The 14,016-nt window shown below is 69.3% G+C and carries 17 protein-coding genes; 2 read left to right on the top strand and 15 right to left on the bottom strand.

Annotated elements, in window-relative coordinates:
• Positions 1 to 381, top strand: coding sequence for a fluoride efflux transporter CrcB (gene crcB, locus IPP98_02960; GenBank protein MBL0178070.1), 381 nt, complete (start codon positions 1 to 3; stop codon positions 379 to 381).
• Here the strand turns inward: crcB and IPP98_02955 are convergent.
• Both IPP98_02955 and IPP98_02950 read right to left on the bottom strand, forming a co-directional pair.
• Positions 365 to 1,393, bottom strand: coding sequence for an alpha/beta fold hydrolase (locus IPP98_02955; protein ID MBL0178069.1), 1,029 nt, complete (start codon positions 1,391 to 1,393; stop codon positions 365 to 367). The genes crcB and IPP98_02955 overlap by 17 nt on opposite strands.
• 43 nt (positions 1,394 to 1,436) lie before the next feature.
• Complete coding sequence (locus IPP98_02950) at positions 1,437 to 2,417, bottom strand: D-glycerate dehydrogenase (GenBank protein ID MBL0178068.1); 981 nt, start codon at positions 2,415 to 2,417, stop codon at positions 1,437 to 1,439.
• Positions 2,418 to 2,473: 56 nt separating this feature from the next.
• On the opposite strand from IPP98_02950, the gene IPP98_02945 reads away from it, so the two are divergent.
• On the top strand, positions 2,474 to 3,706 hold the full coding sequence (locus tag IPP98_02945) for a DUF4147 domain-containing protein (protein ID MBL0178067.1): 1,233 nt from the start codon (positions 2,474 to 2,476) through the stop codon (positions 3,704 to 3,706).
• Here IPP98_02945 and IPP98_02940 read toward each other — a convergent pair.
• From IPP98_02940 to trpC, 13 genes are read right to left on the bottom strand one after another with little or no spacing between them, the layout of a single operon-like run.
• The gene (locus IPP98_02940) at positions 3,703 to 4,044 is read right to left on the bottom strand and encodes a hypothetical protein (GenBank protein MBL0178066.1); all 342 of its coding nucleotides are present in this window, start codon (positions 4,042 to 4,044) and stop codon (positions 3,703 to 3,705) included. The genes IPP98_02945 and IPP98_02940 overlap by 4 nt on opposite strands.
• Positions 4,045 to 4,079: 35 nt before the next feature.
• The gene (locus IPP98_02935) at positions 4,080 to 4,511 is read right to left on the bottom strand and encodes a LytR C-terminal domain-containing protein (protein MBL0178065.1); all 432 of its coding nucleotides are present in this window, start codon (positions 4,509 to 4,511) and stop codon (positions 4,080 to 4,082) included.
• Between the two features lie 2 nt (positions 4,512 to 4,513).
• Positions 4,514 to 5,086 (bottom strand): hypothetical protein, encoded by a 573-nt coding sequence (locus tag IPP98_02930; GenBank protein MBL0178064.1) that lies wholly within the window; start codon positions 5,084 to 5,086, stop codon positions 4,514 to 4,516.
• Positions 5,083 to 5,442 (bottom strand): aspartate 1-decarboxylase, encoded by a 360-nt coding sequence (locus IPP98_02925; GenBank protein MBL0178063.1) that lies wholly within the window; start codon positions 5,440 to 5,442, stop codon positions 5,083 to 5,085. The genes IPP98_02930 and IPP98_02925 overlap by 4 nt, the downstream gene beginning before the upstream one ends.
• A gap of 1 nt (position 5,443) precedes the next feature.
• Positions 5,444 to 6,307 carry a pantoate--beta-alanine ligase gene (locus tag IPP98_02920; protein ID MBL0178062.1) on the bottom strand — a complete coding sequence of 288 codons (864 nt, stop codon included), beginning with the start codon at positions 6,305 to 6,307 and terminating at the stop codon, positions 5,444 to 5,446.
• Positions 6,304 to 7,110, bottom strand: a complete 807-nt coding sequence (gene panB, locus IPP98_02915) for a 3-methyl-2-oxobutanoate hydroxymethyltransferase (protein ID MBL0178061.1) — start codon at positions 7,108 to 7,110, stop codon at positions 6,304 to 6,306. The genes IPP98_02920 and panB overlap by 4 nt, the downstream gene beginning before the upstream one ends.
• On the bottom strand, positions 7,103 to 7,516 hold the full coding sequence (gene folK / locus IPP98_02910; GenBank protein ID MBL0178060.1) for a 2-amino-4-hydroxy-6-hydroxymethyldihydropteridine diphosphokinase: 414 nt from the start codon (positions 7,514 to 7,516) through the stop codon (positions 7,103 to 7,105). The genes panB and folK overlap by 8 nt, the downstream gene beginning before the upstream one ends.
• Positions 7,516 to 8,307, bottom strand: a complete 792-nt coding sequence (locus IPP98_02905; protein MBL0178059.1) for a tryptophan synthase subunit alpha — start codon at positions 8,305 to 8,307, stop codon at positions 7,516 to 7,518. The genes folK and IPP98_02905 overlap by 1 nt, the downstream gene beginning before the upstream one ends.
• On the bottom strand, positions 8,291 to 9,733 hold the full coding sequence (locus tag IPP98_02900; GenBank protein MBL0178058.1) for an HD domain-containing protein: 1,443 nt from the start codon (positions 9,731 to 9,733) through the stop codon (positions 8,291 to 8,293). The genes IPP98_02905 and IPP98_02900 overlap by 17 nt, the downstream gene beginning before the upstream one ends.
• Positions 9,730 to 11,403 carry a HEAT repeat domain-containing protein gene (locus IPP98_02895; GenBank protein MBL0178057.1) on the bottom strand — a complete coding sequence of 558 codons (1,674 nt, stop codon included), beginning with the start codon at positions 11,401 to 11,403 and terminating at the stop codon, positions 9,730 to 9,732. The genes IPP98_02900 and IPP98_02895 overlap by 4 nt, the downstream gene beginning before the upstream one ends.
• A complete protein-coding gene (trpB, locus tag IPP98_02890) occupies positions 11,400 to 12,608 on the bottom strand; it encodes a tryptophan synthase subunit beta (protein MBL0178056.1) in 1,209 nt (402 codons plus the stop codon). The genes IPP98_02895 and trpB overlap by 4 nt, the downstream gene beginning before the upstream one ends.
• Entirely contained in the window at positions 12,580 to 13,233 is a 654-nt protein-coding gene (locus IPP98_02885) for a hypothetical protein (GenBank protein ID MBL0178055.1), read from the bottom strand. The genes trpB and IPP98_02885 overlap by 29 nt, the downstream gene beginning before the upstream one ends.
• Positions 13,223 to 14,008, bottom strand: a complete 786-nt coding sequence (trpC, locus tag IPP98_02880; protein MBL0178054.1) for an indole-3-glycerol phosphate synthase TrpC — start codon at positions 14,006 to 14,008, stop codon at positions 13,223 to 13,225. The genes IPP98_02885 and trpC overlap by 11 nt, the downstream gene beginning before the upstream one ends.
• Positions 14,009 to 14,016: the final 8 nt, after the last annotated feature.

Here is a 14,016-nt window from a genome sequence, read left to right as displayed (position 1 = left end):
TTGATCCTCGCCGTGGCGCTCGGCAGCGCCGCGGGCGGCGTCGCGCGCTTCCTGCTGACGGACGCCGTACAGCTCCGCACCGGCGGGACCTTCCCTCTCGGCACCCTGGTCGTGAATGTCGTCGGCTGCTTCGCCCTCGGCTTCATCACCCAGCTCGTCATGCAGAGCGGCGATGCCTCGCCACGATTGCGCGCCCTCCTGACCACCGGACTCTGCGGTGGCTTCACGACGTTCTCGGCGTTCTCGCTGGAGACCGTGCGGATGCTCGAAGACGGCAACGTCGGCGGCGCGGCTGGCAACGTTGGCTTGAGCGTCACGCTCGGCCTGGCGGCGCTCTGGCTTGGGATGGTGGTGGGGCGGCTGGTCAGTCCCGCGGCCTGACCGCCTTCCGCTCCTTGATCCACTTCGCCACGTCGCCGATCATCTCCGCACTCACGTGGCCACCCTTGGCGTATTCCGAAGGATTCGGTGCGCCTTCGCCGGCGATGAAGAGGTGGTTGAGCGCGGCGTAGCGCTTCACCGTCATCTCCTTCCGCGGTCCCACCGCCTTGAGCCAGTCCTCCAGTCCCTCCGGCGTCACCTGGTAGTCCCGCATCCCCTGCAGCACGAGCACCGGTCCGGTGACCTGGTGCATCACGACCGCCGGGTCGTATGCGTTCATGTCGAGGTAGTAGGAGGCCGGGGCACCGAGGAGGTTCTGGGTCTTGGCTGAATCGGCTGGCGTGACGCGACGGATGGCATTGAGGAACGGCTGGAATTGCGCGAGCTGCGCGCGCAGCGCCGAGGTGTCCGCACCACCCAGCGAGATCATGTACTCGATCTGCCTGGGCAGCGCGTCCTGCAACTTTTCGCGCGTTGCCCCTGCCATGATGATCACGCCGGCGACATGGCCATCAGCCAGCGCGATCCGCGGCGCGAGCATCCCGCCGAGGGAGTGGCCGATGAAGAAGGAACGAGACGGGTCGATCTCCGGCTGCTGTCTGGCCAGTTGCAGCGCGGAGACGGCATCGTCGATCGTCTCGTCCTTCACCGTGAAGGCGCGCCCGAAGTACCAGAACGGCTTGACCTTGGCGCGCTTGTCGTAGCGGAGCACCGCCACGCCCCGCGTGGCAAGCCCCCACGCGATGTCGCGGTACGGCTTCACCTGCGCCACGCCCGCGCCCATCGTGAGGTCCCGGTCGCCGGCGCCGGAGCCATGCACCAGCACCACCACCGGAAAGGGCCCCTTCCCCGACGGCAGCGTCAATGTCCCCGGCAGCGGCACCGGCCCGGGCACGATGATGTCCCGTTCCGTCACGCCGACCGGTGGCGTCGGTGCCTGCGCCTGGGCCGGCGTCGCGACCATCATCACCACGGCGGCTGCCAGCGCCGCCCTCTTCAAGACTGTCCGCATTGCCCTGCCTCGACGGTTGATGTGCCTGCGGGTGACATGCGCGTCAGGCCACGCGATTCGGAACTGGTTGCCCGGCAAAGAACGCCTCAAGATTGGCGACCACCATCGCCCCCATCGCCTCGCGCGTCTCTCGCGTCGCCGATCCCTGGTGCGGCAGGAGCATCACCTGCTCCAGCGCGAGATATCGCCGATCGAGATGCGGCTCGCCCCGGTAGACATCGAGCCCGGCACCGGCGAGGTGTCCCGCCATCAGCGAGGCGATCAGTGCGTCATCATCCACCAGGTCGCCGCGCGCCGTGTTGATGAGGAAGGACCCCGGCTTCATCAACGCCAGACGCGGCGCATTGATGAGATTGCGCGTCTCGGGCGTGCTCGGTGCGTGCAACGACACGACATCGGCGCGCGCCAGCAGTTCCTCGAGCGTCGCGACGGCTTCGATGCCATCGGCGGCAAGCGTAGCGGCATCCTTCGGCGTCCGCGAATATCCAAGGACCGGCATGGCGAAGCCGAAGTGCGCCCGACGGGCCACCGCGCACCCGATCCGCCCGAGGCCGATGATGCCGAGCGTGCGCCCCGTCACCTTGGCACTCAGCAGGTGGGTGGGCCGCACGCCGGTCCAGCGACCACCGCGCAACTCGCGCTCGCCCTCCCCGGTGCGACGCAGCGTGCCGAGGATCAACGCCATCGCGATGTCGGCGGTGCAATCGGTCAGGACGTCGGGGGTGTTGGTGATCACGATCCCATGTGCCGCCGCGGCGGCGAGGTCATGGTTGTCGGTACCGACCGCGTAGTTGCAGATGATCTTCGCACGGCGCGGTGAGGTGGCCAGGACATCCGCCCCGAATCGATCCGCACCGGTGCAGATGATGGCGTCGGCATCGCCGAGGGCGGCCTGCAACTCCTCCGGCACCATCGCGTGATCATCGCGCGAGAGCACGGCGTCGAAGCGCTCCACGAGCGTCGCCTCGGTGGCGGGTGGCAGACGACGTGTGGCGATGACCCGCGGACGGACGGTACCAGACATGGCGTGACCGGGTGAAGGACCGGGGTAATATTGACGGGAACGCCTCAGGAGTCACCGTGGCCCACCCCTGCTCCACCCCAGCCGACCTGCTCCGCGCCTGCTTCGATGACGCGGTGGGCGCGGTACACCCCGAGACGGTGATGGCTGCCCTCCCCATCGCTGCCGGCCCCGGCTCGGCGTGGATCATCGCGGTCGGCAAGGCGGCCGAGGGGATGGCGAACGGTCTGTTTCGCGCTCTCATCGCGGCGGGCCGTCAGGTGGAAGGCGGTCTCGTGATCGGCGCCTCGGAGACTGTCGCGGTGCAGGCTCCACTCCGGCATCTGGTGGGTGATCACCCCTTGCCCGAAGGACGCTCCACCGCAGCCGCCACGGCACTTGGCGAGCTCGTGGCGCAGATTCCCGGCGATGCCGAAGTCCATGTGGCCCTGTCCGGCGGGGCCACCTCCCTGTTCGCTGCACCGCGCGGGGGGATGTCCACCGAAGAGCTCACGTCGGCGTTTGCCGCGCTCCACCGCACCGGCCTCCCGATCGAGGCAATGAATGCGGAACGCCGGCGCCTGGTCCGCTGGGGCGATGGCCGCCTCGCTGAGGCGCTCGCGCCGCGCGCCACCTTTGTCTGGCTGATCTCGGATGTCATCGGCGACGACCCCGCCACGATCGCCTCGGGGCCCTGCGTGACCGTGCCACCGCTCCGGACCGTGCACCATACCGTGCTGGCGTCAAACACGGTCGCGGTGCGTGCCGCGGCGCACGCTGCCGGCCAGCGCGACTGCGTGCAACGCGTCGCCGCCGCCCCCCTCACTGGAGAGGCCCGCGCGGCCGGTCGGTCGGTGGCCATCGAAGCGATGCGCGCGGCGCGCGAGTGGCAGCTGCAGAACCACGCCCTGCGCGAGGACGGCCACGGCGACTTCATCCGACCGCTGGTGCTGGTGTGGGGGGGCGAAGCGACCGTCACCAGGCAGGACGACCGTGGGCTCGGCGGTCGGGCACAGGAGCTGGCCCTGGCCGCTGCCGAGATGCTCGATGTCTCGCCCCTGCCGGTCACGCTCCTCGCGGCGGGGACCGACGGCCGCGACGGACCGACGGACGCCGCCGGGGCAATCGTGGACCAAGGGAGCTGGGCTCGCCTCGCCGAGATTGGCGACCCGCGCGCCGCGCTCGATGGGCACGACGCCTATCCGCTCCTCGACCGGATCGGCGCACTGCTGCGGACCGGCCCGACCGGCACGAACGTGATGGATCTGGTGTTGGTGGTGGTCGGCTGGGAGGACGCCCGCCTGGAGGACTAGGTCGCGAGGGTGCGGATCAGTCGACCATGCGCGACAGCCACGTCCGGCGCCCGCTGCACGAATTCGTGGTAGCGCTGCTGGAAATCGCTGCCGTTCTCGTCGGGGTGCAACAACGTCGCCGCCTCGGCGAGAATCGCCGTGGTGCGCGACTCGCCCTCCGGGGTGTCATCCACCAGCGCCTCGTCCATCGCCGCGATGAGCGCGGTCAGCGGTCGAAGCCAGGTGAACCACGGATCCTCGATCGCCAGATGCAGCAGCTCGACATTGCCGACCGTCCGGCCGTTCATCCGTTCCCACGCGAGTCGCTCGGTTTCGAGCAACGCACGATGGAGGGACAACACCGCATCCCGGACGGCGACCAACGTGGGCCCTTTCATGGTTTCCCCCGCTTCACGACATCACGGCCCAACACCATCGTCAGATCGACCAAGGGCGTCGACGACGGGTCGTCGCGAACCAAGGCCTTCGGATAGGCGGCCAAAATACGACCCACTCCGGTGGAGTCGCGGCGCCGAATGAGCACCATGGTCACCCCGGCCTCACGCTGCGCCGCGGTGGCGTTCCCGGTCCCGACCACGTCGAGTCCCACGCGACGCAGCCTCGCCATGCCGACGCGCGCCAGTCCGTCGACGCCGCTCGCATTGAGCACCTCGACCGTGACCCGCCGCGGGAGCGGTGGCAACCCGACCAACGCGCTGTCGGCGTCGACCCCCTTCGGGGCGTCGGTGCCACTTCGGCGGAGGGCGAACACCACGACGATCACGAGGAGTGCCCCCCCGCCGCTCCACAATGCGAGCTTCGGCACGTTCAGCATCCGCAGATGACCCGCCGAAACTCGGCGCTCTCCGGCGGATGACTCCATCCCTGGCTGTCGGCGTACGCGAAGCGTGCCACCACCACTTGGCGGAGCACCTCGTCCGGCGCCTCCGGGAAGCGTTCGGCCAGCGCCGCCCGCCCTTCCTGATCGAACGTGCGTCCCGGCTCGAGGAAATCGGCGCAATAGAGCGCCCGACCCGTCCGTCCCCAGCCGACCCACCCGACCGAGTGCCAGCGCACGGCACTGAGCACGTCGGCGTTGGCCTCGCCCTCGAGCTCGGCCCGCGCCGCCGCGGCGGGTCCGTGGCGCAATTCCACCGGTCCGTCCACGGTCGGGGCCCAGCGGCGCATCTCGGCCTCGGGCGCGTCACGCAGCGCGTCATGCAACCATCCGGCCCGAAGCCATCGCGCCGACTCGTCAGGGGCCAACTTCATCGCCACGGTCCAGTGCCGCAGGAGTGCCACGACGCGGCCGATATGTTCGCGCCGACGCGGCGAGACGACGGCCCAGGGCGGGAGTCCGTCCTGGGCCGTGGCGAGTGGCGGGGCCGGCGGCTGCGTCACGCGGCCGGCTCGACCCGCCGATTCTGTCCGTCCACGAAGACGACGGCGGGCGTGAAGGCGGCCACTTCGTGGTCCTCGACGTCCCCATACGCGATCAGGATCACGAGGTCACCCACCATGCCGAGGCGCGCTGCAGCGCCGTTCAGCTGCACCACGCCGCTGCCGGCCGGCCCCGGGATGACATACGTCGTGAACCGCTGGGCGTTGTTCACGTTCACCACCTGGATTTCCTCGTATTCCACCAGGTTCGCCGCGGCCATCAAGTCCGTGTCGAGCGTCAACGATCCCTCGTAGTGGAGATCGGCGGCGGTGATGGTGGCGCGGTGAACCTTGGACTTCATCAAGCGTCGGCGCACGTCAGACGTCCTCGTCTCCAAGGATCACATTGTCGATCAATCGCGTGCGCCCCACGCGGGCGGCCAGCGCAATGATCGTTCCGGCATCGACGGTCGACACCGGGGCGAGCCGTCGCGGCTCGACGACCGCAATATAGTCCGTGGTGATCTCCGGCTCCTCCTCCAGCACCGTCCGCACCACGCGTTCCAGCGTGGCCGCGCTGGTCTCGCCCTGTTCGAAGGTCGCCTCGGCCGCCCGGAGCGCGCGCGACAACGCCAACGCCTGCACCCGTTCGGCGGGGGCCAGATAGACGTTGCGGGAGCTCCGGGCCAGCCCGTCGACCTCGCGCACGGTCGGCGAGATGTGGAGTCGCACCGGAATGTCGAGTTCCTGGATCATCCGCCGGATCAGGGTGACTTGCTGGATGTCCTTCTGCCCGAAGCACACGACGTCCGGCTGGACGATGTTGAAGAGCTTGGCCACCACCGTGAGCACCCCGTCGAAGTGCCCGGGCCGAAACTCGCCCTCCCAGCGCGCGGCGGTCTCACCGGCGACGATCCGAAGTTCGTCGCCACTGCCATACATCTCGCCGACATCCGGTGTGAAGAGGATGTCGACACGACGCGCCTCGGCCAGCGCGTGATCGTGCGCGAGATCGCGCGGGTAGTTGTCGAAATCCTCGCCGGGCTGAAACTGCCGCGGGTTGACGAAGATCGACATCACCACCACGTCGGCCTGGCTGCGGGCGGCGTCAACCAGGGCCAGATGGCCTTCATGGAGGAAGCCCATGGTCGGCACCAGCGCGATGCGTCGGCCGGCGTGCCGGTGCGCGGCAAGGGCGGCACGAAGCCCCGCGATGGTGGCGTGCTGTTCAAGGGTGGTCATTCGAAGGAATGCTCATCGTCAGGGTAGCGACGTGCCCGCACGTCGTCGCCGAACTGCCGGGCCGCAGCTTGCACGGTCTCGGCCAGCTCGGCATAGCGGCGGAGGAACTTCGGCTGGAACCCCGCGTTCAGTCCAAGCATATCCTGCAGCACCAGCACTTGCCCGTCGCAGCCCACGCCGGCGCCGATGCCGATGGTCGGGATGCGCAGCGTCGCGGAGATCTCGGTAGCGAGATCCCGCGGCACGAGCTCGAGGACGATGGCGCTCGCCCCGGCGGCTTCCAGCGCCTGCGCATCCGTGCGCAGTCGCTCGGCGGCCGTCAGCCCACGGCCCTGCACGCGGTAGCCGCCGAGCGCGTGCACGCTCTGCGGCGTGAGACCGAGGTGGCCCACGACCGGGATGCCCCGCGCGACCAGTGCCTCGACCGTCGGCGCCATCACCTCGCCACCCTCGATCTTGACTGCGTGGCAGTCGGTCTCCGCCATGACCCGTCCGGCGTTCCGGATGGCGTCTTCGATCGACACCTGGTAGGTGAGGAACGGCATGTCGACGACGATCGGCGTCCGCTCTGCGCCGCGCCGCACGCTGGCCGCGTGGTAGATCATCTGGTCGAGCGTCGCACTGAGCGTCGATCGCCGCCCGGCGAGCACCTCGTTGACCGAATCACCGACCAGCAGGATGTCCACGCCCGCCCCTTCGAGCAATCGGGCAAAGAGTGCGTCGTAGCAGGTCAGCATCACGATCGGCACACCATCACGTTTCCGGAGGGCCAGATCGGGCATCGTCAGGGGACGGTCAGCCATGGGACTCCAAGGTCGCGACTTCGCGGGCCCAGAACAGGCGATCACGAAGTCCGGGATGCGGCAACACCAGCGTCGGCGTGTCGCAAAGCAGATCGGCATACCGTACCACGTCGAGGTCGAGCGTGCGCGAGGCCCACGCTTCACTTCGCGTGCGTCCCGCCTGTTCCTCGATCCGATGACAGGCGGCCAGCAAGACGAGCGGTGCCAGTCGGGTATCGAGGAGCACCATCTGGTTCAAGTAGGTCGGCTGCGCCATTCCGCCCAGTGGTGCGGTCTCTTCCGGCGCGGTCTCGGCCCGAAGCGTCGTGTCCGGCAAGGCTGCCAGTTCGCGCCGTCCTAGGGCCAGCATTGCCACGCGGTCTCCCAGGTTGCTGCCGAGGGCCACGAACGCGCGGGCCGCCGGCATCAGGCGCTGTCCAGTGCGGACCGGAGTCCGGCGAGGAAACGGTCCGCCCCCGCGACACCTTCACGCCCGAGGACGTCCACCAGGGCGCTGCCGACCACAACACCGTCAGCGAGGCCTCCCACGGCACGAGCCTGCTCTGGCGTCGAGATGCCGAAACCGACGGCGATCGGCAACGTCGTGGCGGCTCGCACCGATGCCACCGAGGCGGCCAATCCGTCCGCGAGATCTCGCGAGGCACCGGTCACCCCGAGCCGAGCAATCAGGTACACGAATCCCTGCCCGCCGCCGACGGCGGTCGCGATCCGCGACGCCGACGACGTCGGCGCGACCAGTCGGATCAGGTCAAGCGGCGACCGCTGCACCGTGGATTCGAGTGCGGCATCCGCGCCGGCCGGGAGATCGGTGAGCAACAACCCGGACACGCCGACGCTGGCCGCGTCGTGCACCAGGCGGTCGACGCCGTACTGCAGCACCGGATTGAGATAGGAGAAGAGGACGACCGGCGCCCGCAGCGAGGCACGGGCAATCAGGTCGAGCGTCTTCGGGAGTGTCATCCCGTTCTCGAGGGCGCGAAACGTCGAAGCCTGAATTGTCGGGCCGTCGGCCAGCGGATCGGAGAACGGCACGCCGACTTCGATGACGTCGGCGTGCGCATCCGCCGACTGAAGCGCCGCCAGCGAATCGTCGAGGGTCGGAAAGCCGGCGGTCAGGTACGGAACCAGCCCGGTCCGACCCTCGCGGCGCAGGTCGGCCCAGGTGCGATCAAGCGCGGAATCAGACAAAGAAATCACCGACGACGAGCCCATAGCGGTCCGGGGAAGTCACTTTCATGATGCTGCGAGAATAGGTCCCATCGGGACCCGCAACGGAGAGATCGACCAGCTGCCCCGGCGCGGGCACCAGCCCGCCGGCCGAATCGATGGCAATGCGGACCAGCGGACGGTTCAGCTGCTCGGGGTCGGGACCGATGCCTGCGACGATCGCGACCTCGTAGGTGTCGAGGATCACGCAACTGCCGACGGGATAAATCCCCAGCATGTTGATCAGCGCCTTGACGAGCGTCAGGTCGTACCCGCGATTGGCGTTGAGCCACATCTCGCGGAGCACCGCCTCCGGCTCCCACGGCTCGGTCTGGTACGAGCGTCGCGTCGTCGCCGCGTCGTAGCCGTCGGCCACGGCGACCAGTCGCGAGAAGAGCCCCAGCCGGCGAGGCCGAATCGGTCGGGGATAGCCGCTGAGATCCACCTTCATGTGGTGCTCGTGTGCGGCCAGAATTGCCCGATAGGGGAGCTCCTCGCCCTCGCGCATCTTGAACAGCGTCAGCGTGCCGAGCCAGGGGTGGGCCTGCATCTGGCGCCACTCCTGGTCATCGAGGGCCGAGTCCTTGTTCACGATCTGGATGTCGAGCCGCGACTTCCCGATGTCGTGCAACAGGGCCGCGAGGCCAAGGTCGTACAGTTGTCGCCGGTCCAGCCCGAGTCGCTTGCCCAGCGCGACCGAGAAGATGCAGACGTTGACGCAGTGGGTGAAGGTGTACTCGTCGTAGTCGCGCAACGTGGTGAGTCCGGCGATCGAGAGCTCGTTCTCGAGCACCTGGTCGACGATCAACTGGATCGCGCGCTTGAGTCGTCGCACACTCGGCGTCCGTCCCATGCGCACGCCCGACACCACGTCACGCGCCACCGCCACGCCATGCGCGTAGGTCCGCTTGGCCCGTTCGAGCGCCTCGTCGGCCTGCGGCCCCTCCTCCCCGTCGCCGCCACCGGTCTCGACCATGAGACAGGTGATATCGGCCTGCTGCATGCGCTGGCGAAGCTGGTCCATCCGCTCGAGCGGCTCGTCGGCCGTGGGAAGGGAGCCGAGAATCGAGAGCCATGCCTGCCATTCACGCCGGGTCACGCCGTCCTCGACCCGGAGGACGCCGATCCCGCAACTGTGCATCAGGCTGACGAAGCCGCTGAACGCGGCGAAGTTGTCGAGCCCGAGCCGGAGCCGTGTCTGATTGACGAAGATGACGTCGCCACTCAGCCGGACATCGATCGCCCCTTCGAGCCGGAGCAGGCTCTCGCCGGTCGCCACCAGGTCGTCGAGCGCCCGCTGCACTGCGACATTCTCGACGGGGTAGAGCTTGAGCGCGCGCCCGGCGCCGTGGATCGCGACGAGCAGGGCCCGGCCGGATGCGCGCAGCTGCGCATCATCGCGAGGTGCGTCGGTCATGCGAGCCAGTCCCGGAGCACGGCGTTGGCGGCGCTGCGCACGATCGCTTCCTTGTCGGCCGTGAACTGGTCGACCACGAGACGCGCTTCGAAGGTGCGGATCTTGGCCAGCGCGAAGATGGCGCAGGCCCGCACGTCCGGCAGCTCCTTGCGTCGCAGCAGGCCGCGCGGGGCGATCAAGTCCCGCAACCGGGCGATCGCTGGCGGACCAGCCAGCTGCCCATACGCTTCGAAGAGGGCGCGCCGCTCGCTGCGCTCCCAGTCCTGGTCCTTCCCCGTGAAGAGCAGCGACTCGAGCTTCGCCAGCGTGCCCCCGGAGCCGCCGCGCGTGAGCAGGATGGTCAGCGCGGTCTGGCGGACGGTGCGCTCCTCATCGGCCAGGGCCGACTCGATGGCCGTGATCGCCGACGGCGTGCCAAAGCCGCCAAGCGCGTTCAGTGCCGCGACGCGCACGCCGACCGTGCCATCCACGAGGCGCGCGGCGACCGACGGCACCAGCGCGTTCAGGCCGAGCCGGGCGACCAGGTCGATCGCCGGCTCGACGGCGTCGCTGCTTCCGGCATCAAGCACTTCCTGCAGTGCCTGCGGGCGGCTCCGCGCCAGCTGTTCGACACTCGGGAGGAGCGCCCGGCGGATCTCCGGGGCGATGCTCCGGCCGAGGTGCACCAGCACGATCGGCAGTGCGCCAGGCTTGAGTTCCCGCAACACCTCGCCGATCTCGTCTTCGGCCGGCCGGGTCGCGGGATCTTCGAGGGTGCGGAAGAGCTGCTCGAGAATGTCGGGTTGGGAGAGTCGCTCTTCGAAGGAAAGGATGGCATCGTGCAGCGACTGTTCCAGGCCGGCCGCCCGCACCGCGATGACGCGCAATTCCCTGAGGATGCGGGCGACGGCACGAAAGCCACCCACCGCCAGTTGGGACGGCAAGACGTCCTCGAGCAGCGCGACGACCTCACGCCGCACCGCCGGCTCGCGTTGTCCCTCGAGGACGTCGAGCAGCGCATCGATGGCGGCGGTGCGAATGTCGCGGCGATACTCTTCCTCAAGCTCGCTCTGCATCAAGCGCAACTCGGCCTCGTCGAGGAAGAACGGTGCCGCGTCCAGATCGGCCGGCGCCACCGCGCCGCCCGGATCCTGCTCCACCTTTTCGCGGACGGCCCCGGGATCCTGCGCGGCGTCTGGTGCGCCGCCTGATTGCAGGAACTCGACGCCGTCGCTGAGCGCCTCGACGAAGGTGTAGGCGATCAGCACGAACTGCTGCTCCCAGAGCAGCGTGAGGAGATCGTCACTCGCATCCTTCGGCAACAGCCGGGCGCGATTCATCACCGCGAGAAAGCGGGTGATCTCCTCCGACTCGACACCGGGCAGCAGGACCAGCCGGCGCAATCCGTCCTGATGCAGCTGCGCCGCGAACCCTTCCGCGCGCGACGCCCCGTATTGCAGCGACACGCCCTCCCACTGCAGCTCACCGTCCTGCAGGTCCAGCACCAGCCGCCCCGTCACGCCCCACACCGGTCCGAACGCCTCGGCCACCTGCTCGATCGATCGCTGGTAGACGGGGTTGTTGGGGAGATACATCTGCAGCGCCCGCTGACCCTTCGCGAGCGCCCGCAGCAACTCCTCGACCACCCGCACATCGGTGGGTGCCGGCGGTGCGACCAGGGGCGAGGTCACCGGCGCGCCTCGAGCACGGCCGCCACATGCGCCACGTCCTTGTCGCCGCGCCCGCTGAGGCAGAGCAGGACCAGATCGTCGGCGTGCCACTGTCCGCGCTGCCCCTGAATCCACGCGATGGCATGGGCCGTCTCGAGCGCCGGGATGATTCCTTCCATCCGCGTGAAGGACTGGAAGGCGGCCAGGGCCTCGTCGTCGCCCACGGCATGGTACGCAACACGGCGCGTGTCGCGCAGGTAGCTGTGCTCGGGGCCGACGCCCGGATAGTCGAGTCCCGCCGACACCGAGTGGGCCGGTGACACTTGGCCATCCGCGTCCTGGAGCAGGTACGACAACGTGCCGTGCAGGACACCGGGGCGGCCAGCAGAGAGCGTCGCGCTGTGATGGCCGCTGGCGATCCCCTCGCCCGCAGCCTCGACGCCGACCAGGGCGACGTCGGCATCATCCAGAAAGCCGGCGAACATTCCCATCGCGTTCGACCCGCCGCCGACGCAGGCCACCACCGTGCTGGGCAGGCGCCCGAGCTTTGTCAGCACCTGGGCGCGCGATTCCTGGCCGATCACCGACTGGAAATCGCGAACCATGCGCGGGAACGGGTCCGGACCCACGACCGAGCCGATGATGTAATGCGTCGTGGGGACGTTGGTGACCCAGTCGCGGAGCGCTTCGTTGGTGGCGTCCTTGAGCGTGCGCGTCCCGGAAGTCACCGGGACGACCGTCGCGCCAAGCAACTGCATCCGGTAGACGTTCAGGTTCTGCCGAGCGACATCCTCCTCGCCCATGTAGACCACACACTCGAGACCGAAGCGCGCACAGATCGTGGCCGTCGCCACGCCGTGCTGCCCCGCCCCGGTCTCCGCGATGATGCGCCGCTTCCCCATCCGCCGCGCCAGCAACGCCTGGCCAATCGTGTTGTTGATCTTGTGGGCGCCGGTGTGATTGAGATCCTCGCGCTTCAGCAGGACGCGAACCCCCGCCGCCTCGCTGAACCGCGGCGCATCCGTCAGCCGCGACGGCCGACCGACGATCTCCTCCAGCAGGGCCTGATACTCCGCCCAGAAGGACGGATCGTGACGCACGCTGTCGTAGAGCGCGGTCAAGTCGTCGAGCGCGGCAACCAGCGTCTCAGGGACGTAGCGTCCGCCGTACGGTCCGAAACGACCAGCGACCGAGGATTCAGGCGGCAGGGTGAGCGTCACGCGCAATCTCCAGAAAGCGAATCAACCGCGCGGGATCCTTGATCCCGGGCGCACCTTCAACCCCGGAACTTACATCCACGAGGTCAGGACCGACGAGCCGGATCGCGGCGGCGAGGGTGTCCGGGGTCAGGCCACCGGCCAGCCCGACGCGAACCGTCGGTGGCAACTGCTGACGCGCCTCGCGCGCCGCCGGAAGTGCGATCGCCACCCCGCGCCCTCCCGAGGCGTGCGGCTCCCCCTGGAGGCGCGGTTCCAGCAAGACCAAATCAGCCTCCTCGGCGAACGTCACCAGCATGGCGAGCTGTCCCTGCGGGACGCGCGCCACGCGCCAGACCTCGAGGCCTTCCGCGCGCAGTCGCCTCGCGACCTCGGCGGACGAAGGCCCGTGCAATTGTGCCCCGGACAGGCGCGCCGCCCCGGCGACCGCCAGGATCTCCTCGACCGACTGGGTGCCGAAGACGCCCAGCACCGGGACGCCATCCGCCGCCGCAACGATCTCTCGCGCCTGGACCGGGGTGCGCTGCCGCGGACCGCCGGCGAAAATCACCCCCAGACGACTCGCGCCATGTGCGGCGGCCAGTGCCGCGTCGGCCGGGCGGGTCAGCCCGCAGATCTTGGCATCAACGGCCACAGCGTGCGATCCCCGCCATGCTGCGTGCCGCCGCTTCCGGTGTGCCGTGCGCGGCCAGTGCGCCCCCGATCAGCACCGCGTCGGCGCCGGCGGCGGCCGCCGTCGCGACGTCGTCCGGCGAGGCCATGCCACTTTCAGCCACGGCGAGCAGCGTGGCCGGGACCTCCATGAGCAACCGCCACGCCGCCTCGCGATCGATGGAGAAATCATCGAGGTCGCGGGCGTTCACGCCGATGACCGCCGCCCCGGCATCAATCGCTCGCCGGATCTCTACCGCGGTGTGCGTCTCCACCAGCACACCGAGCCCCAGATCATCGGCCGCACGGTGAAGGGATCGGAGGGTGGCATCGTCCAGGACACGCACGATCAGGAGCACAGCAGACGCCCCGGAAGCGCGGGCTTCGAGCAATTGGCACCGATCCAGGATGAAGTCCTTCCGCAGGGCCGGGACCACGACCGCCCGGGTGACCGCCTCGAGGTCGGCCAGCGACCCGCCAAAGAACGGGCCGTCGGTCAAGACCGAAATGGCCGCCGCCCCACCCGCCGCGTACGCCTGGGCGAGCGTGGCCGGGTCGAGCGCGGCGTTGATCGCCCCGGCCGACGGCGAACGGCGCTTCACCTCGGCGATCAGGGCGACGGTCGGTCGGCGCAGGCTGTGGACGAAGGAGGGGGGCGGCGGGGCGAAGGCTGCCGCGTGCTCAAGCTCCGCCTGGCGCGCCTGGAGGGCCGGGAGGGTCGCACGGGTGCTGGCGATGATGGAATCGAGGACTGGCATCTTGCCGT

This window comes from Gemmatimonadota bacterium, assembly GCA_016720805.1.
Lineage (GTDB): Bacteria > Gemmatimonadota > Gemmatimonadetes > Gemmatimonadales > GWC2-71-9 > Palsa-1233.
Note: the sequence above shows the minus strand (reverse complement) of the source record. Positions and strands in the feature narration are given on the sequence as shown.

Bases quoted from the DNA above. Each gene is read 5' to 3' on its own strand.
- IPP98_02900 (MBL0178058.1), bottom strand. From the start codon at position 9,733: ATGACCGACGCACCTCGCGATGATGCGCAGCTGCGCGCATCCGGCCGG.
- IPP98_02955 (MBL0178069.1), bottom strand. From the start codon at position 1,393: ATGCGGACAGTCTTGAAGAGGGCGGCGCTGGCAGCCGCCGTGGTGATG.
- folK (MBL0178060.1), bottom strand. From the start codon at position 7,516: ATGCCGGCGGCCCGCGCGTTCGTGGCCCTCGGCAGCAACCTGGGAGAC.
- trpC (MBL0178054.1), bottom strand. From the start codon at position 14,008: ATGCCAGTCCTCGATTCCATCATCGCCAGCACCCGTGCGACCCTCCCG.
- IPP98_02950 (MBL0178068.1), bottom strand. From the start codon at position 2,417: ATGTCTGGTACCGTCCGTCCGCGGGTCATCGCCACACGTCGTCTGCCA.
- IPP98_02920 (MBL0178062.1), bottom strand. From the start codon at position 6,307: ATGACCACCCTTGAACAGCACGCCACCATCGCGGGGCTTCGTGCCGCC.
- panB (MBL0178061.1), bottom strand. From the start codon at position 7,110: ATGGCTGACCGTCCCCTGACGATGCCCGATCTGGCCCTCCGGAAACGT.